The following is a 19,519-nucleotide window of genomic DNA, read 5'->3' as shown; positions in this document are numbered from 1 at the left end:
TAATAAGAATACTTTGAATTAATTGGAGTCATGTTTTGAAAAAAAGCTATCGCGTTAAGAGTGATAAAGATTTTCAGGCTATTTTTACTGAAGGGCACAGCATTGCCAATCGGAAGTTTGTTGTCTACAGTTTAAAAAAAGATCAAAGTCACTATCGTGCGGGGCTTTCGGTTGGGAAAAAGTTGGGAAATGCTGTCACTAGAAATGCCATTAAACGAAAATTGCGCCATATTCTTATGGAATTAAGCCCCGATTTGCAGCCGCAGGATTTTGTCATTATTGCCAGAAAAGGGACTGAAGAACTTGACTATCAGGCGCTTAAAAAGAATTTAATCCATGTTTTAAAACTGGCTAAATTGTATCAGGAAGGAATTAGCAGTGAAAAAGAAATATAAAGTAATGGGCTTGGCATCTGTTGCGCTTTTATTTTTGTCAGCGTGCGGCCGCAGCCAGGTAAGTCATCAGTCAGAAGGGGCTTGGGAGAAATTTGTTTATTTCTTTGCAGAAATTATTCGCTTTTTCTCTGTTAACGGCCGTATCGGCATTGGGATCATTATCTTTACGATTTTGATTAGGACAGTCCTTTTGCCCCTGTTCAATATGCAGCTGAAATCCGGACAGAAAATGCAGGAAATTCAGCCTGAATTGAAAGCCCTGCAAGCCAAATACCCGGGCAAAGACAGAGAAAGCCGGATGCTGTTAGCTGAGGAGAGTCAAAAACTCTATAAAGAATACGGTGTCAATCCTTATGCCAGCCTTTTTCCTCTGCTTATCCAAATGCCGGTGCTCTGGGCGCTTTATCAGGCCTTGACCCGTGTTGAATTTTTAAAAACAGGCTCTTTTCTCTGGATGGATATTGGCGATAAGGATCCTTATTTTATCCTGCCGGTTTTGGCAGCAGCGTTCACCTTCCTGTCATCCTGGCTGACCAATAAGGCGGCTAAGGAGCGAAGCGGCGTGATGGTGGCAATGAACATTATTTTGCCGATTTTCATTCTGCTGGTTGGATTTAATCTGGCGAGCGGGGTTGCTCTCTACTGGGTAATCTCCAATGCCTATCAGGTCTTCCAGATTCTCCTCTTAAATAATCCGTTTAAGATTATTGCAGAGCGCGAGCGCCTTGAAAGAGAAGCGCGTGAGCTGGAAGTCAGGAAAAGACGTGCTAAGAAAAAAGCACAGAAGAAGAGAAGATAAGGAGAACAAATCATGGTATTGTTCACAGGAAAAACTGTTGAAGAAGCTATTGAAAATGGTTTGCAACAAATGGGGATTTCCCGTATGAAGGCTCATATCCGAGTCATCTCGCGAGAAAAAAAGGGCTTTTTAGGCTTTGGCAAAAAATTAGCCCGTGTTGAAATTGAAGGGATTAGTGAAAAAACAGCTCACAAAGCAGATCAGAAAGCCGTCCGCGGCGTACCTGAGGCTGTCAATAAGCAAAACGCCCCTGTTTCCAGCAGTGTTGAGGATACGGTAGCCCTAAATAAGCTCTCCAAGGCAATCAAAGAGATAGAAAAAGAAGATGGTCAGCCTTTGGATGAAGGGCTCAAAGAGCAGCTTGCAGAAGGAAATATTTCGCCGCAGGAAGTCCTGACAAAAGATCCGTCAGCCGGAAGCCAGAAAAATTTAAAGAGCTCTGACACTCAGCCTGAAGCAGCTGCTAAGCAGGCTGACACACCTAAGGCCAAAGCGGATCAAAGCTTTGAGGAATTCGTTGCTCATGAATTTGACGAGGTTGACAGCGGTGCTGATATTGCTCAGGCCGGAGCAGCTGTTTTGCAGTATGTTCAGAATATTATCTATGAGATGGATGTGGAAGCAAGCATTGAGATGACCAATAACCGCCGTCAAATCAATCTTCAGATTGAAACACCGGAAGCAGGGCGCGTGATTGGCTATCATGGTAAGGTCTTAAAATCTCTGCAATTACTGGCTCAGAATTTTCTTCATGACCATTATTCAAAACATTTTGCGGTGTCTTTAAATGTCCACGATTACATGGAGCATCGGACAGAAACCTTGATTGACTTTGCCCATAAGATTGCCAACCGTGTCTTAGATTCAGGAAAAGCTTACCAAATGGATCCGATGAGCAACAGTGAACGCAAGGTTGTCCACAAGACCATTACAGGGATTGAAGGCGTCGAAAGCTATTCTGAAGGCAACGATCCTAATCGCTATGTAGTAGTAGCCTTGAAAGACTAAGGCATTTAGCGATAGCTAAAATCTCAATTACTAGATATGGGACTGGATAAAAGACCTCCAGTCCCTGTTTTAATGCCGTCATGAGCTACTTTCTTCTTACAGCATATTGTGAAACATCCTAAATGATGACTGGTGCAGTCCCTCTTTACAGATTTGCCTCCCTCAGGGCAAGGGCTGCTTTCAGTCTTTTTCAGTAACAGTACTGGCTGTTCTGACATGATTATAGGATTTTTCAGCTTTCTTAAAAACTGAGACACATGTCCAAGAAAAATAAATCTTGACACTGTACGTGCTTTGTTATAAAATAGTCTAGTATGTTTAGTAACTGATCACATAATAGCCGGCTAAACGAATACGAAAATCTATGAGGAGGTATTCAGCGTGAAACGTACTTTTCAACCAAGTAAAATCCGTCGTCAGCGCAAGCACGGATTCCGTCACCGCATGTCAACTAAAAATGGCCGCCGTGTTTTAGCAGCACGCCGCCGCAAGGGACGTAAAGTCTTGTCTGCTTAATTTTAGTTCTAAAACTGTTTGCAGCTTTGCAAAGCTGTTTAAAAACAGTTTTATCTAAACTAAAATCATATTTGACAAATAAAGCAAACCCAGCAGTGCTCGAGACTGTTGGGTTTTGTTTTGCTCCTTAATAGAAATGGCGGTTTAGGCACAGTGGCTGATTGCAAAATAGTTTTAAACTTCAAGGTATTTTTTAGTATTTCAAACGGGAAAATGCTATAATAAATTAATCATAGAGAAAACGCATTCAGAAATGAGGAGGAAACATGAATTTTTCAAATCCATGGGATAATATAAAAATTAAAACGATGAACCATAAAGAAACCATTCAATATTTTGATTCCAGAATTCATATCGTTTATGTCCTGCTTGGAGAAGCTGCTTTGAAAAACCAGGAGCAGACCTTGACGCTGAAGAGGGATGATTTTTATATTTTGTCCAAGGCTGAAAAGTATGAGTTAACGGTCAAAAATAAGGGCAAGGTTTTTTATTTTACGCTGGATTATTTTGTCAAAAATAAAAATGACAACTATGTTTATGCGTTTAAAGGTGACAGCATCAATAAGCCTAGAGCGACAGACACTGAATTGCTTTATAATCTCAAGCAGCTCCTGCTGCTGAAAACGCTCAAAGATTCTAGTCATTTTTCTAAAATTTTTAAGCAGTACTTTACCCTGATAACCCTGCTTGAACAGTATTATCAGATTGAGCTGCGCAGCAATGTCAATCAGAGTATCAAGGGGCAAATTGAGGATTTAAAATTCTACATTGACAATAATTTTGAAAAAGATATTAAACTGTCTGATTTGGCCGACCAGCTCTATATAACTGAACAATACCTTTCACGTGTTTTTAAGGAACAAAATGGCATTGGCATTTCAGAGTATCTCATTAAGCGGCGCTTATCCAAGGTGCGCCAGCTCCTCTTAGAAACGGAAGACAGTATTACCGACATTGCTTTTTCAGCTGGTTTTTCTAATATTAATTCCTTTAATCGTATTTTCAAAAAGTACCAAGGGATGACCCCCAGTCAATACCGTTATGAAGCTAAAAAGGAGCTTCGAATCACACGCTCGGCAGAAGAGATTAATCTGGAAGATTATGATATCATCCAAGAATATTTGAAAGAGGAAACCTTGCATTCTGACCTTAAGCACATTACAATCAGTCAGGATAAGAAAATCCCTTTTCATAAGCAAAACTTGATGATTAACTTGGGGTATGCAGGGGATCTCCTGCAAAATTCTCTGGTCAAGGAAATCGGCTATACACTGACTTACACTTCTTTTTCTTACGGCCGTATCTGGGGCTTGCTTAGCGATACTATTTTACGGCAGAAAGATGACTATTTTGATTTCAGCAAGGTGGATGAAATCATTCAAAATATTTTAGACTTGAAATTGACGCCCTTCTTAGACTTAGGTTTTAAGGGAAAGCAGATTCATGAATCGGTCTCTAAGATTGTTAGTCAGGAGGAGTTCAGTTTGCCTTATAAGGATATGAAGGCAGTCTTAACGCGTTATGAAGCGCTGTTCAGGCATTTGCTTGGTAAATTTGGCTACGATGAGCTGGCTTCATGGAAAATAGAAATTTGGAAACCCAACGCTTATGTGCTGGAAACCTTGAAGCAGACTGATTTAGCTATCTTATCTGATGATGGCTGTCCGCTTGATCTGCGGGAGAATTCTAGCTATTATCTGTTTTTCTCACAGGTGAAAAGGGCGATACAAAGTATCATTCCGGACATAGCGGTTGGCGGCAGTGGTATCAGTCTTGATTTGGAAGCCAAAGATTACTGGCATTTTATTGACGGCTGGTCTCAGCAGCAGGAGAAACCTGATTTTTTAAGTCTCAGTATTTTCCCTTTGGATACTTTAAAACAAGGTTATAACAGCCAGCAAAATCAGGTGCTTATTTCGGCTAATTCTGATTTTTTAAAACTGAGTCTGCAAAAGGCCAGGATGCTGCTTGATGAATCAGGTTTATGTTCACAGCTTATCGTATCGGAATTTAATATCACTAACAGTGCGCGTGACATTATCAATGATTCAGCTTTTAAGGGACCTTATATTTTAAAAAATCTACTGTCAATGCTAGATAGCTGTGATTTAATCGGCTACTGGCAATTGGCTGACATGTCCTTTGCTGCCTTTGATGTCAACCAAAAAGAAATTTTTGGCGGTGCCGGACTTATTTCCAAATCGGGAATAGCTAAACCCAGCTTTTTTGCTTTTGATTTTTTTAACAGTTTGGGAGACACTCTGCTCTATCAGGCAAATGGCATTGTTGTCACCCAAAAGCGCAGCAAACTAATGATCTTGCTCTATCATTACTGTCATCTCAACAGTCTCTATTACTACTCCAATCAGGAAAAATTTAATAAGACAACCATTGCTTCTATGTTTGAAAATGATGGCAGCAGCAGGTATCTGTTTCACTTTGAAGCATTGACAGATTCCAAGGAATACAAATTTAAGGTAAGACGTATCGGGACTGAAGACGGTTCCTTTTTAACCGAGTCCAATCACTTGAGTTTAAAAGACAACTTCAGCCGCGAAGAAATTAATTATTTAAAGTTTAGATGCATTCCTGCTTTGACGCGGGAAGAGAAAAAAGGGAGCAAGGACGGCTTAGAATTTCAGATAGAGCTGGCACCGCATGATATGGTCTTTATTGAAGTTGATCAGTAATGTTTAAAAAAGCATGTTATTTTTTTAAACTGTTTAATTCCTAACTGCTATAGATAGCAAAAAAGTATTAGTTTCAGACTGATAATTCAGGAGTAAACCGCTTACATTTTTGTTTTAATAAAAGTGTCATAAAAAGTTATAACACTTATACTATTAAAACAAATGGAGGTTTCGAGATGACTAATCAGAGTCAGAAATTAAGTAAATTCAGTATGATCATGTACGGCATGGGAGACTTGGCCAGTCAGTTTGTTTGGACTTTTGTTGGTACCTATCTGACCGTTTATTATACGGATATTGTTGGTCTAGCTCCGGCTGCCGTGTCAGCCATTATGCTGATTGCTCGGCTGTACGATGGTTTTAATGACCCGGTCATGGGGATGATTGCTGAACGAACACATTCTAAATGGGGGCGTTTCAGACCTTATATTTTGTTTGGTTCTCCCTTTTTAGCTATTTTTAGTGTCCTCACTTTTACGGGTCCTTTTGGTCACGGTTCTGCCGGCGTTGCTTGGGCAGCATTTACTTACATTATGGCGGGCATGCTTTATACCCTCGTTAATATTCCTTACGGAGCTATGGCTGCGGTCATGTCAACAGACGATCAGGAGCGTAATACGCTGAATGCCTTTCGTTCGATTGGTATGAATGTTGGTATGATTATTGTCAACTCCTTGTCGGCGCCCATTATGCTTGCCTTTTCGCAAGGATCTAAAACCGCTACGAACCATGGCTATTTTATGACAGCTTTGATTTATGCCATTGTATCTCTGCCAATCTTCTTTGGTGTTTTTAAAACAGCCAAGGAAGTTGTCAAGCCTATTCGTGCTGAAAAGGTGCCTTTGAGAGACACTTTAAAAAATGTTGTCGGCAATAAATATCTCATGATTGTTTTTGGCATCATGATGCTGCAGATGACAGCATACATGGGACGCATTGCTATTACATCTTATTATGTCATCTATTGTTTGGGCAGTTTTACCTTGATTTCTCTGCTAATGACAATTCCTTCCATCGGCGGTGCTCTGTGTTCACTGTTTATTGTTCCTCTTGTTAAGCGCTTCGGTAAAAGAGCTGTCTTAGCAGGTTCTCTCTTATTGCAGGGCTTAGGTTTATTGCTTGTTTATTTTTCTGACTTCTCCAATATTACTCAGATTATTATTGGTCACGTTATTTTTGGGATTTTCAATATGGGTTACCCAATCACTCTCACCATGGTGGCTGACTCTGTTGACTATCAAGAGTTGGAATCCGGTGTGCGGACAGACGGTACGGCCTATGCGACTTATGGATTGGCGACTAAAATCGGTAATGCTGTTGGCGGTGCGGTCGGTGTTTTAGTACTGTCTTACATGGGCTACAAACCTAATGTTGCCCAAAGCGTCAGCACCCAGCATGGTATTAATCTGATTGTGAATCTTGTTCCGGCTGTTCTCTTTGTTTTAGCTGCTGTTGTTGCTTACTTTATGTGGGATTTATCAGCAGAGCGAATGGACGATATCCATTTCCAATTAGAAGACAAACGTGCTATTCGGGCAAGTGTGGATGAGGTTGCTGAAGAATCTCTGCCAATCAGCGATGAAACACTTTTGGCACCGGTGTCCGGTCAATTTGTTGCTCTTGAGGATGTTAATGACAATGTCTTTGCCAGCGGTGCTCTTGGTCAGGGCTTTGCAATCAAACCAGATTCCAGTATTTTGCTGGCTCCTGCTGACGGTGAAGTCACTAATGTTTATCCTACCGGCCACGTTTACAATTTGCGTACTGATAAAGGAGCTGAGATATTAATTCACCTAGGCTTGGGAACAGTTGCCCTTGATGGCAAAGGCTTTGCTAAGACAGTGAAAATTGGTGATAAGGTTAAGGCAGGTCAGCAGCTTGGCGCCTTTGATAGGGATGTCATTGAGCAGGCAGGTTTGGATGATGTTGTTCTGGTCTTGGTAACAAATACAGGTGAGTACTCGCAAATTAAACCAATAGTTTCAGGCAGCTTGACTTCAGCCGCACAAGTTTTGACATTAGATAAATAATTTATGACAGGGACTGATTAGAATAACTTTTCAGTCCCTTTTGTTATTTAAGAGAGCATTGAATAGCAAAGTTTAGAAATTATCAGATCGCTGTTCAGAGGTAGGAAAACGATCCAAAACCCTTACGGTTTTTGTACCTTGGCTTGAATATCAGCTATTAAATGACAGCAGTTGCTGCCTTCTCATTTTTAGGCAGGAGGAAAAAAGGAATGTTTAAAAAAGTGCTGTTTTGTTTGATACATTTTTGATTTTTGCTCTTAAAAATTCAAAAATGTGACAAAAAATAAGAATTTTAGAATTGAAATATGATGAGATTTTAGACTTCTCGGCTTTTATAATAATAACTGTAAACAATAAGAAAACCAATTAAGGGAGGAACCTATCATGAGTAAATTAAAATTCGGTATTATCGGATGCGGCGGCATTGCTAACAGCAAACATTTTCCGGCTTTGGCAAAACTGTCAGACAAACTGGAAATTATAGCTTTCTGCGATATTATCCCAGAACGTGCAGAGAAAGCTGCCAAAGAATATGGCAAAGAAGACGCTCTTGTTACAACGGACTACCGTGAAGTGGCCAATCATCCTGATATCGATGTTATTCATGTTTTGACACCAAATGTGTCTCACTCAGAAATTACAGTTGCTTCACTGGAAGGCGGCAAGCATGTCATGTGTGAAAAACCAATGGCTATTAATTATAAAGAGGCTAAAGCTATGCTGGATGCGGCTAAACGCACCGGTAAGAAATTGACAATTGGCTATCAAAACCGTTTCCGTGCTGACTCTCTTGCTACGAAAGACGCCTGTGAAGCCGGAGAACTTGGTGATATCTACTTTGCTAAAGCGCATGCTATTCGCCGTAAGGGTGTTCCAACTTGGGGTGTTTTCCCAGACAAGTCTAAACAAGGCGGCGGACCGCTTATTGATATCGGTACTCACGCCCTTGACCTTACTTTATGGTACATGGACAACTATGAACCGGCTATGGTTCTTGGCTCAACTTACCAAAAACTAAAAGACAATCCAATGGGCAACATGTTTGGTCCTTGGGACCCAGAAACCTTTGAAACGGAAGACTCAGCCTTTGGTCTCATCAAGATGAAAAATGGCGCAACAATCTTCCTTGAAGCTGCTTGGGCACTCAACATGATTAATCCTAAGGAAGCACAAGTTACCCTTTGCGGAGACAAAGGCGGAGCTGAAATGTTTGGTGCAGCCTTTATGGACCAAGGCTATGTGGTCTTCAACAAAGCTGCGCACGGACAATTGGAAGAAACAAAACCTTCTGAAGCTGGCGGTGTCTTTGGATTTGCAGGAGAAAGTCTTGAACAGCGCGATGCTGAGGCTCAGCAATGGGTTGATGCCATCATTAATGATACAGAACCGCTTGTTAAGCCAGAGCAAGCTATCGTCGTGACACGTATCTTGGAAGCTATTTATAAATCAGCTGAAACGGGTCAAGTCGTCGTTTTTGAAGATTAACAACAGAACGATTAGCGGCAAAAATCAGATTGGCATGAGGAGAAAACATGACAGAAAAGAAATTACATTTTGGTATTATCGGTTTTGGTTTTATGGGGCAAACTCATGCCAAAATGATTACAGAAGATTTAGAATATGCAGAATTAGTTGCAGTTTGTGACATTAATAAAATGCAGCTGGAAAATGCTCAAGAAGGCTATGAAACCTATCTGACGGCAGATGAATTGCTGAAAAATGATGCTATTGATACCGTCATTATCGCTGTTCCCAACCATCTTCATTTGGAAATGGTTAAAAAAGCAGCGGCTGCTGGCAAGGATATTATCTGTGAAAAGCCGGCAGCTCTGAATGCAGATGAATTTGCACAAATGCAAAAAGCCGTTGAAGCAGCGGGTGTGCGGTTTACCATTCATCATCAGCGCCGCTGGGATAAGGACTATCGGATTGCGCGTGAGGTCTATCAAAGCGGTACGCTTGGTGATACTTATACCATTCAAAACAGCCTTTATGGCTTCAATGGCAATATGCACGATTGGCACATTTACCCAGAATTTGGCGGCGGTATGCTTTATGACTGGGGTATTCACCTTCTTGATCAAATGCTGTTCATGGTTGACAGTGAGATTGAAACAGTCTATGCAACAGTCAAAAATGTTATCAATAAAGATGTCGATGACTATTTCAACATCCAATTGCAGTTTAAGAATGGTGTGACGGGTCAGGTTGAATTGGGAACGTATTTCTTGAGTGATGAAGATGGCTGGTTTGAACGCCATTGGTTCCTTGGCGGTAATGATGGCAGTGCCAAAATTGATGGTTTCCATCCACAAGGTAAGATTACGCGTACAACTGATTTGCTTCGCAATGTTCCTGGTCAAATTACCATGACGGCTGCTGGACCTACACGTTCCTTTGGACCAGCGCCAGAAGGCCGTATTGTGACAGAACCTCTTCCGGAAGTCAATGTCAGCCACAGAAATTACTTTGATACCTATTATGACTATGTGACTGGTAAGGGTGACTTGGTTGTTAAACCAGAACAGATTCTTCGTTTGATGAAGCTGATGGATGCTATCCGCGTATCTGCTAAGGAACATCGCAGCATTGCATTTGAATAAAATATGATCTTTTGAAATTACTTTGATAGGTGTCACTGCCGGCTTGCCCAACTCCAATTATGTCTTGCGTCTCAGTTCTTGTCTGAAAGTAATTTCTTTTGACTATACACTATTATTGGGAGGTCGCTGCTTGAGCGGCTCCCTTTCTATTAAGAAGAAAGAGGAAAAATATGAAACTAGGTTTAGTATCAGCGATTTTGGACAAATCAGATTTTTACGAGTTGATTGATGTGGTCGCTGAAAATGGTTTGGAATGTGTTGAAGTGGCCTGCTGGCCGCAGGAAAAAGCTGCCCGCCGATATGCAGGGGTTTCACATATTGATGTGGCTAATTTGACAGCCGACAAAGCCGCAGAGCTCAAGGCATATGCAGCAAATAAGGGTGTTGAGATTTCGTCTCTGGCTTATTATCCAAACCCGCTTGATGAAGATTTGGAAAAACGTCAGACTGTTATTGACCATCTTTACAAAGTGATCGATGCTTCAGCTCTCATGGGAGTTAACATGGTCACGTCTTTCATTGGCCGTATGCCAAGCAAGTCCGTTTCAGAAAACTTGGCGGAAGTTAAAAAAGTCTGGCCTCCGATTGTTGAATATGCGGCTGAAAAAGGTGTTAAGATTGCCATCGAAAACTGCCCTATGCTCTTCACAGAAGACGAGTGGCCCGGCGGACAAAACCTCTTTACCACACCGGCTATCTGGCGTCAGGTGTTTGACATTTTGCCTTATGACAATTTTGGGATCAACTATGACCCATCTCACTTTGTCTGGCAGCAAATTGACTATATTGCACCGCTTTATGAATTTAAGGATAAAATCTTCCATGTGCACTACAAGGACATCAAGATTCTTCCGGACAAACTCAAAGATGTCGGTATCATGGCAACGCCGCTCCAATACATGAGTCCAAAATTGCCAGGACTCGGTGATGTGGATTGGGGCAAATATGTATCAGCCCTTACAGATATTGGCTTTGATGGTTATACCTGCATCGAAGTTGAAGATAAATCTTTTGAAAAAGACGATCAGGCTTTGCGCAATTCGATTACACTCAGCACACGTTATCTTAGAAATTTTGTAATTTAAGACGAAAAGAGGAGAAAATCATGAGTATTAAAACTGCTGTAAGTCTTTACAGCTTGCAAGATGAATTTATGAATGGCCGCATGTCTCTTGAAGATATTATGGCCTACCTTGATGCCAACCAAGTACAAGGTTTTGAAATTTTGCCAGACCAAATGCTGCATGGAACACCGCATCCAACTGATGAAACTTTGGCTGAGTGGGACCGCATCGTGGCAAAAACAAAAGCAAAACCAGTCTGTGCCGATGTTTTCTTGAACACCAACCTTTACAATAACCGAACGCTGACTGAAAAAGAATGTGTTGACCTCTTGATTGATGAAATCAAATTGGCCAATCGTCTGGGCTTCAAGCTGATTCGCTTGGTGTCAATGGTTCCAAGTTTCGTGATTGAACCCTTGCTTCCATACGCTGAAAAGTACGATGTGGCCTTCGCTCTTGAAATCCATGCCGGAATGAGTTTCGATGAACCGGCGACAGCTAAATTCATCGAAGAAATGAAACGTGTCAATTCGCCTTACTGCGGTATTGTGGTTGATACGGGAATCTTTTGTGACCGTATCCCGCGTGTTTTCAACGATTTCAATGAAAAAGTTTTAGGTGTTGACCGCGGTGTTATTGATTTGTTTAACGCTCAGTTTGACAAAGGTCTTGACGGGACACATCTCATTGATCGCAATCGTAAAATGGTTCCGGAACTTGAAAAATTTGCAAGCCCTAAAAACATGCCTTACATCATGCTGGCAGATGGTTATGAAAATACACCATTGTCAGCTCTTGATGATTTGATGCCTTACATCAAGCATTTCCATTTCAAACTTTGGGAAATGACTGATGAAGGTATTGAATACTCCATTGACTATAAGAAGATTCTTCAGTACCTTCATGACAAAGGTTATGATGGTTACGTGGCAACTGAATACGAAGGCAATCGCTGGATTTTGCCGGGCAACCCAATGGTTGAAAAAGAACAGGTAGCTGCCCATCAAAAGCTCTTGCGCCAAGCTATCGCAGAAATTGAAGGTTAGGAGGAAAGACAATGTTTGATAATAATGTCTTTAAAAAAGATTCTTGTAAAAATACAGTTATTGATGGGAAAACAGTCGGTTTTGAACTAGAAACCTACATTACTTACTACCGTGCTATTCCTTTATCAATGGTTAATGATATTCGTGTTAAAGTAGATGGACAGGAGGTTCCTCGCGAAGCTATTCGCTGCAGCGCCGAAGGAGAAGATTGGTTCACACTGGATGAAATGACTACTGTTACCACCTATAAGTGGGAATATGATGTTCCTTTGAAGATTCGGGTTGTCCAAGACGGTGGTTTATTGGCTGGCGAACATGATGTCGAACTGACGGTTGTGACACGGACAGCCTACATTCCTATTCCGATTCAAGGGGTTAATTCACGCAAGGTTACTATTGCCTAAAGGCTGAGTTCGCTGTTTAAAAACTCTTGCATAGCTCTTGTGCAAGAGTTTTTTTGTATAGAGGAAACAAATGCTGCTTGCTGCTGTCATCAAAATGAAACGATTCAACTGATAGACTGTCAAATCAGTCTTCAATGTGATTTCAGGCAAAAAAATCCTAAAAAACTTTAATTTTAGCGGTTCAAGCTGTCGGAATTTTGGTAAAATAGACATAACATTGAAAGGGGGTGGCAAGGTGGCAAACTCCATTTTAGAAACGATGCAGACCATTGAGGCAGAGGCTAAGGATGTTCTGGCAGATTATGATGCTCAGATTCAGGCGCTCCGCGCCCAGTCTGCAGAGGATTTAGACAAAGTTAAATTGGATTGTGACCAAGAAACAAAACGTCAAGTATCAAAGCTAGAAGCAGTGTTAACCCAGCAAAAAACAGATCTGCAGGCCAGTTTGGCAGAGACAATGGCTAAAAATGACCAGCATGTCCGGTCGGTTCTGTCGGATAAAAAAGCAGGTCTCGTTCAGCAAATTGTGGACAGGGTGGTAGAAAAATATGGCAATTAGTCAAATGAAAAAAATTTCCATCGTGTTTGCCAAAGATAAGCTGGATGCTGTTTTGCTGACTCTTCAGCGCTTAGAAAATCTGCAGGTGCGAGAGATGGCGCAGATGGAAAATTGGCAGGAAGTCTTTGAACGCTCAGAAGTGCACCTGCCAGCTATTTATCAGGCCGACGAGGATAAGGGGAAGAGACTTGAGGGTGAAGAAGCTCTGCATTACCTTTCTCAGCGGCAGCAGCATCTGGAGACAACCATTGATAAGCTGCGCCCCTTCATACCGAAAGAAAGCTTTCTGACTGCTCTGCGTAAGGAAGCTTCCTCACTTTCTTTTGAGGAATTGGAGAATTACGGCAGGGACAAAGGGGCCGAGCAAGTGATTGCTCAGGTCAATCAAAAAATGAGCCGTCTTCATGTTCTTGAAGGACAGATTTCTGAAAATGAAGCTGACATTGCCAGCTTAAGCAAGTGGAAAGACTTAGAGATCACTCCCAAAGAATTAAAGACCTTTGATTTTGTGAGCGCTGCTGTCGGAACTCTTCCCAAAACGCTTGATGACGGTCCTTACCGGCAGCTGCGGGAAAATCCTCATGTTCAGTGTCAGGAAATTTTTAATTCAGAAGCTGAATACGGTCTTCTCATTTTCTTTGATAAAAAGGCTGATCTTCATTTGGAAGAAGATTATCACTTTAAACCTTTTGAATACGAAAGGTCAGTCCTTCCGGCACAGGCGATTGAACAGATGCAAAGCGATGTCGGAGAATGGTCCAAAGAAAGGCAGCGGCTCCTAGAGGAACTGCAGCATTCGCAAAAGGAGTTGGAAGATTTAGAGGCTGAAACAGACTACCTTTTAAATCTCTATTCCCGTCAGGAGGCCAAGAAGAAATTAGCCAGCACAGAGCATTTGGTTGCTTTGGAGGGCTGGGTGGAAAAGGATCAGGCAGCGCTTCTGCAAACTGAACTGACACAGGAGTTTGGCGACAGTATCTACCTTCAAGAAGTAGATGTCGAAGAATCAGATTTGGAAAAGGTCCCGATTAAACTGCGGAATCATCCTCTGGTTGAGCCTTTTGAGCTGGTGACAGAGATGTATGCTCTGCCTAAATATTATGAAAAGGATCCAACACCGATTTTAGCGCCTTTTTACTTTACCTTTTTTGGCATGATGGTAGCCGATTTAGGTTACGGCCTGCTTTTGTTTATAGCGACTTTCCTCCTTTTAAGATATTTTCATCTTTCTAAAGGGACCGCTCGCTTTGCTAAATTTCTTAATATTTTGGGTGTTTCGGTCTCCCTGTGGGGACTTATTTACGGATCGTTTTTCGGTTATACCCTGCCGGTAGTGCTGATATCGACAACTACAGATGTCATGACGATTTTAGCGCTGTCAGTGGCCTTTGGTTTTATAACCGTGGTCGTCGGGCTGCTTTTAGGCGGTTTCCAGAAGGTCAGAATGAAAAAATACGCAGAAGCTTATCATTCCGGTTTTGCCTGGTGTCTCATTTTGATCGGTATTTTGCTGCTGGCACTGGGGATGATGCTGCCTCAGCTGTCTGCATTGACTGCTGTCGGTGCTGTACTGGCTGTTGTTAATGCCGCAGGGGTTGTGATTGCCTCTGTTATTGAGGCAAAAAGTCTGTCTGGTATTGGCTCAGGTCTCTTCAATCTCTATAATATTTCGTCTTATGTCGGTGACTTAGTCAGCTTTACCCGCCTGATGGCGCTGGGGCTGTCGGGAGCAAGTATCGGCTCGGCTTTCAATTTGATTGTCGGTCTTTTCCCGCCGCTGGGACGTTTTACAGTTGGTCTGCTCATCTTTGTGCTCTTGCATGCCATCAATATTTTCCTGTCGCTTCTGTCAGGCTATGTGCATGGTGCACGTCTTATATTCGTTGAGTTTTTCGGTAAATTCTATGACGGCGGAGGCGAAGCCTTCAAGCCTTTGAAACCTGCTGAAAAATACATAAAAATAACTAAAACTCATTTGGAGGACAAATAAAATGGAACATTTAGCGAGTTACTTTTCATCACACGGCGGTGCCTTTTTTGCAGCTCTGGGCGTTGTTTTAGCTGTCGGCTTTAGCGGTATGGGCTCTGCCTATGGTGTCGGTAAAACAGGTCAGGCGGCAGCAGCCCTGCTCAAAGAGCAGCCGCAAAAATTTGCTCAGGCGTTGATTTTGCAGCTTCTGCCAGGAACACAAGGGCTATATGGCTTCGTTATCGGCATGCTGATTTGGCTGCAGATTACACCGGATTTGCCGCTTGAAAAAGGTGTTGCTTATTTCTTTGTTGCGCTTCCCATTGCTTTGGTTGGTTATTTTTCAGCTAAACATCAAGGAAATGTGGCTGTTGCGGGTATGCAGATTTTGGCTAAACGTCCGGAAGAAACAATGAAGGGTGTCATCTTGTCTGCCATGGTAGAAACCTATGCCATCTTAGCCTTCGTTGTATCCTTCCTGCTGACACTTCGTGTGTAGACTGCTCTTCTTACCGCAGTAAAATAATCAGAAGGAGGACGTCTTGTGAGTGAAGCAAATCCATTAAAGACATCAATTATTGAACAGGCGCGTCAAGAAGGACAGCTCAAATTAGATGCTGCTAAAAAACAAATTCAAAAAGATTTCGAAGACCGCAAGGCGCAGCTTCAGACAGAAAAAGCCAATGAGCGTCAAAGTCAGCTGAAAGAAGTCGATCAGGCCTTTCAAATCGAAGCTCAGCAAATTAAAAACAAAGAACGCCAATCTACCTTGGTATCAAAGCAAAAGGTCCTTAAAGAACTCTTTGCTTCAGCCCTTGAACAGATGAAAAACTGGAGTCAGGAAGAGGAACTGTCTTTTGTCAGGAAGATTCTTAGCAAGTACGGGCAAGAGGCAATGACTGTTCAGTTCGGCCAAATAACGGCTGACAAATGGGACTCAGGTGCTTTGCAGCAGCTTGCAGCAGATTTTCCCCATGTGACCTTTGCAGATCAGACCATCTCCGATGAGGCTGGTCTGGTCATTTCTCGTGGGAAAATTGATGATAATTACCTGTATGCCAACTTGATTGATTCTATCTACAAAGAGGAGAGCTCTCGTATTGCTGCTGACATTTTCAAAGAGGATTAGGAGGATTTGAGATGGATGCAAGTCAATTCTCACAAATTAACACGACTATCAGTGTTAAGGAACGAGAGCTTATTACTCCGGAACAATTTGAACAGCTCTTGCAGGCTCCTGATACAGAAAGTTTGGCGCTTTTGCTGCAGGCAACTTCTTATCACCTGTCGGCAGCAGATTTGGAAGACCTCAATCTCATTGATCAGCGGCTGACATCAGGACTTGCTAAGGAATATGCCTGGGCCTTTGCTGAATCGCCGGATCAGGATATCGTCAGCCTGTTTGCTCTGCGCTATGTCTATCACAATATTAAGGTCTTCTTTAAAGCCAGAGCCACTAAACAGGAGTTAAAGCACCTCTTGATTCCCATTGGTTCGGAATCTTTGGAATCTTTGGAACACTTGATTTCAACCTTTAGCTCGGACAATTTTCCAGAATTTATGGTTGATGAGCTGGCTATGATATGGGCGGAATATGAGGATTATCAGGATATCCGAGTCTTGGAGATCGGGACGGACTTAGCTTATTTCAAACACTTAAAACGTCTGGCTAATCAGACGGAGCTGGAATCAGAAGTCTTCAGTCAGGCTATCGGCCTGATGATCGATTTTTACAATGTTATCACCGTTCAGCGTGCGCTCTCTCAGGAAAAACCACAGAGTTTTATGATGCAGCTGCTTTCTGACGAAGGCAGTCTGTCAGCCAGAGAGTTTATTGAGCTGGGTGAAAAACAGGAGCTCATATCTTGGTTCACTCAGATTAATCCCAACCACTTCAATACGGATTGGGCAGTATTTGAGGATAAAATGCGCCAAGGAAGCATATCAGCAGTTGATTTAGAATATCTTTATGACCTCATGCAGTTTCAGCTGCTGGATCCGGCTAAGTACACTGCAGAAGGCCCGCTGGTCTTAGCGCGTTATTTGCTCTGCCGGGAATTTGAGGTTAAAAATTTACGCCTGCTTTTATCAGCAATCAGCAACCAGCTGCCGCTGGAGCTGGTTAAAGAAAGGATGAGGCCGATTTATGGACAGTAAAAAATACAAAATTGGCGTGATTGGAAATCGTGATGCCATCCTGCCTTTTCGTATGATAGGTTTTCAGACCTTTCCTGTGAATCAGGCGCAGGAAGCCATTAATCAGCTGCGAAAGCTGGCCAAAAATGACTACGGTATTGTGTATTTGACAGAAGATATTGCTGCGGAAATTCCTGAAACGATTGCCTACTATGACAGTCAGGTCACACCGGCTCTGATTCTCATTCCCACGCACAAGGGGACGACAGGGCTTGGTTTGCAGCGGGTACAGGATAATGTAGAAAAGGCCGTCGGCCAAAACATTCTCTAACACTTACTCAGGACTGCTGCTAAGTATCACAGTGTTAGTTTCTGTCAGTCTTTGAAAATAAAGTGCCAAAGTTGTTTGGAGATAATATTTACACATTAACGTTTATAAAAGAAAGCAGTCTCCTTAAGGAAAGGGCGTTGCAAATGATCATTTTGTGACTTACTGCTGTATCTTAATTCAGGAGGAAATATCTTGAGCCAAGGAAAAATTATAAAAGTGTCAGGTCCCTTAGTTGTGGCTTCTGGCATGCAGGAGGCCAATATTCAGGATATCTGCCGGGTTGGCCATTTAGGCTTGATCGGTGAAATCATTGAAATGCGCCACGATCAGGCTTCTATCCAAGTTTATGAAGAAACATCGGGTATTGGACCGGGTGAGCCTGTTGTCACAACTGGAAGCCCCTTGTCAGTAGAATTGGGACCGGGACTGATTTCGCAAATGTTCGATGGGATTCAGCGGCCGCTGGATCGTTTTAAAACAGCTACAGACAGTGATTTTCTGATCCGCGGTGTCACTATTCCAAGTCTTGACCGTGAGCTGAAATGGACCTTTAAGCCAAGCCTTGAAGTCGGCAGTCAAGTCGTTTCCGGGGACATTTTGGGAGTGGTTCAGGAAACCTTGGTTGTGGAACATCGTATTATGGTGCCCAACAAGGTATCCGGGAAACTCATTGCTATCTCAGCAGGCGATTTTACGGTTGATGATGTTGTCTATGAAATTGAACAGGCCGACGGTTCTGTTTTCAAGGGGACACTGATGCAAAAATGGCCGGTTCGCAAGAGCCGCCCGGTTGCTCAAAAACTGATTCCCGTTGAGCCTCTTGTGACGGGACAGCGTGTCATCGATACCTTCTTTCCTGTGACCAAAGGCGGTGCTGCTGCCGTTCCAGGGCCATTCGGAGCTGGTAAAACAGTGGTACAGCACCAGATTGCCAAATTTGCCAACGTTGACATCGTTATCTATGTCGGCTGCGGTGAACGCGGAAACGAAATGACCGATGTGCTGAATGAATTTCCGGAATTGATTGACCCTAATACCGGCCAGTCGATCATGGAACGGACCGTTTTGATTGCCAATACGTCCAACATGCCTGTGGCTGCGCGGGAAGCCTCTATTTATACCGGTATCACTATTGCTGAATATTTCCGTGATATGGGCTATTCTGTTGCTATCATGGCCGACTCGACGTCTCGCTGGGCGGAAGCTCTGCGGGAAATGTCCGGCCGCTTGGAAGAAATGCCGGGTGATGAAGGCTATCCAGCTTACCTAGGTTCTCGTATTGCTGAATACTACGAACGTGCCGGCCGTGCGCGTGTGCTCGGCAGCCAAGGCCGCGAAGGCACCATTACTGCTATCGGAGCTGTATCGCCTCCCGGCGGTGATATTTCAGAGCCGGTCACTCAAAATACCCTGCGTATTGTCAAGGTTTTCTGGGGACTTGATGCGCCGCTTGCTCAGCGCCGCCACTTCCCGGCTATCAACTGGCTGAGCTCTTACTCGCTTTATAAGGATGATGTCGGCAAGTATATTGACAAAGTGCAAAAGACTCGCTGGGCGGCTAAGGTGACGCGTGCCATGAATGTCCTGCAAAGAGAGTCAAGTCTGGAAGAAATCGTCCGTCTGGTCGGTATTGACTCGCTGTCAGATCAGGATCGCCTAACCATGGCTGTTGCTCGGCAGATTCGTGAGGACTACCTGCAGCAAAATGCCTTTGATACGGTTGATACCTTTACGTCTTTCCCTAAGCAAGAAGCCATGCTAACTAATATTTTGACCTTTGCGGATGAAGCCGGCAAGGCTTTGGAACTGGGGGCTTATTACACTGAAATTATGGACGGAACTGCTGATGTTCGCAACCGTATTGCCCGCAGCAAATATATTTCAGAAGACCAAATAGAAAAGATTCAGGCGCTTGCTGATGCTGTTCGAGACAGCATCCATCAAGTGCTGGCAAAGGGAGGTATCTAGC

At 42.9% G+C, this 19,519-nt stretch carries 18 protein-coding genes; all 18 read left to right on the top strand.

Translation table 11 applies throughout. The features are described 5' to 3' along the window. Positions 1-35 precede the first annotated feature (35 nt). The 18 genes from rnpA to BMI76_RS00990 all read left to right on the top strand — a co-directional run bounded on the left by rnpA (position 36) and on the right by BMI76_RS00990 (position 19,518). Positions 36-395 (top strand): ribonuclease P protein component, encoded by a 360-nt coding sequence (gene rnpA, locus BMI76_RS01080; RefSeq protein WP_075345787.1) that lies wholly within the window; start codon positions 36-38, stop codon positions 393-395. Then, on the top strand, positions 379-1,194 hold the full coding sequence (locus BMI76_RS01075) for a YidC/Oxa1 family membrane protein insertase (RefSeq protein ID WP_075345786.1): 816 nt from the start codon (positions 379-381) through the stop codon (positions 1,192-1,194). Before rnpA ends, BMI76_RS01075 begins: the two co-directional genes overlap by 17 nt. Before the next feature lie 12 nt (positions 1,195-1,206). Then, on the top strand, positions 1,207-2,202 hold the full coding sequence (gene jag, locus BMI76_RS01070) for an RNA-binding cell elongation regulator Jag/EloR (protein WP_075345785.1): 996 nt from the start codon (positions 1,207-1,209) through the stop codon (positions 2,200-2,202). 381 nt (positions 2,203-2,583) lie between these two features. Beyond that, positions 2,584-2,718 (top strand): 50S ribosomal protein L34, encoded by a 135-nt coding sequence (gene rpmH / locus BMI76_RS01065; RefSeq protein WP_002262507.1) that lies wholly within the window; start codon positions 2,584-2,586, stop codon positions 2,716-2,718. A 266-nt stretch (positions 2,719-2,984) separates the two neighbouring features. Beyond that, entirely contained in the window at positions 2,985-5,408 is a 2,424-nt protein-coding gene (locus BMI76_RS01060; protein ID WP_075345784.1) for a helix-turn-helix domain-containing protein, read from the top strand. 176 nt (positions 5,409-5,584) lie between these two features. Further along, the gene (locus tag BMI76_RS01055; protein ID WP_075345783.1) at positions 5,585-7,438 is read left to right on the top strand and encodes a glycoside-pentoside-hexuronide (GPH):cation symporter; all 1,854 of its coding nucleotides are present in this window, start codon (positions 5,585-5,587) and stop codon (positions 7,436-7,438) included. Positions 7,439-7,822: 384 nt separating this feature from the next. Next, a complete protein-coding gene (locus BMI76_RS01050) occupies positions 7,823-8,923 on the top strand; it encodes a Gfo/Idh/MocA family protein (RefSeq protein WP_075345782.1) in 1,101 nt (366 codons plus the stop codon). 47 nt (positions 8,924-8,970) lie between these two features. Further along, entirely contained in the window at positions 8,971-10,041 is a 1,071-nt protein-coding gene (locus BMI76_RS01045; RefSeq protein ID WP_075345781.1) for a Gfo/Idh/MocA family protein, read from the top strand. Between the two features lie 170 nt (positions 10,042-10,211). After that, the gene (locus BMI76_RS01040) at positions 10,212-11,126 is read left to right on the top strand and encodes a sugar phosphate isomerase/epimerase (RefSeq protein ID WP_075345780.1); all 915 of its coding nucleotides are present in this window, start codon (positions 10,212-10,214) and stop codon (positions 11,124-11,126) included. 20 nt (positions 11,127-11,146) lie between these two features. Continuing rightward, on the top strand, positions 11,147-12,151 hold the full coding sequence (locus BMI76_RS01035) for a sugar phosphate isomerase/epimerase (protein ID WP_083623611.1): 1,005 nt from the start codon (positions 11,147-11,149) through the stop codon (positions 12,149-12,151). Positions 12,152-12,162: 11 nt separating this feature from the next. After that, on the top strand, positions 12,163-12,555 hold the full coding sequence (locus BMI76_RS01030) for a DUF6379 domain-containing protein (protein ID WP_075345778.1): 393 nt from the start codon (positions 12,163-12,165) through the stop codon (positions 12,553-12,555). Between the two features lie 235 nt (positions 12,556-12,790). Continuing rightward, on the top strand, positions 12,791-13,114 hold the full coding sequence (locus BMI76_RS01020; protein ID WP_075345776.1) for a hypothetical protein: 324 nt from the start codon (positions 12,791-12,793) through the stop codon (positions 13,112-13,114). Further along, positions 13,104-15,104, top strand: coding sequence for a V-type ATP synthase subunit I (locus BMI76_RS01015; protein WP_075345775.1), 2,001 nt, complete (start codon positions 13,104-13,106; stop codon positions 15,102-15,104). The genes BMI76_RS01020 and BMI76_RS01015 overlap by 11 nt, the downstream gene beginning before the upstream one ends. 1 nt (position 15,105) lies before the next feature. Continuing rightward, positions 15,106-15,582: a V-type ATP synthase subunit K gene (locus BMI76_RS01010; RefSeq protein WP_075345774.1), complete on the top strand. Its 477-nt coding sequence runs from the start codon at positions 15,106-15,108 to the stop codon at positions 15,580-15,582. Between the two features lie 45 nt (positions 15,583-15,627). After that, positions 15,628-16,212 (top strand): V-type ATP synthase subunit E, encoded by a 585-nt coding sequence (locus BMI76_RS01005; RefSeq protein WP_075345773.1) that lies wholly within the window; start codon positions 15,628-15,630, stop codon positions 16,210-16,212. An 11-nt stretch (positions 16,213-16,223) separates the two neighbouring features. Beyond that, a complete protein-coding gene (locus BMI76_RS01000) occupies positions 16,224-17,240 on the top strand; it encodes a V-type ATPase subunit (RefSeq protein WP_075345772.1) in 1,017 nt (338 codons plus the stop codon). Continuing rightward, positions 17,230-17,550 (top strand): V-type ATP synthase subunit F, encoded by a 321-nt coding sequence (locus tag BMI76_RS00995; RefSeq protein ID WP_075345771.1) that lies wholly within the window; start codon positions 17,230-17,232, stop codon positions 17,548-17,550. Before BMI76_RS01000 ends, BMI76_RS00995 begins: the two co-directional genes overlap by 11 nt. Positions 17,551-17,742: 192 nt before the next feature. Beyond that, positions 17,743-19,518, top strand: coding sequence for a V-type ATP synthase subunit A (locus BMI76_RS00990; RefSeq protein ID WP_075345770.1), 1,776 nt, complete (start codon positions 17,743-17,745; stop codon positions 19,516-19,518). Position 19,519 lies beyond the last annotated feature (1 nt).

The sequence above is a fragment of the Streptococcus sp. 'caviae' genome (assembly GCF_001937065.1).
Lineage (GTDB): Bacteria > Bacillota > Bacilli > Lactobacillales > Streptococcaceae > Streptococcus.
Note: the sequence above shows the minus strand (reverse complement) of the source record. Positions and strands in the feature narration are given on the sequence as shown.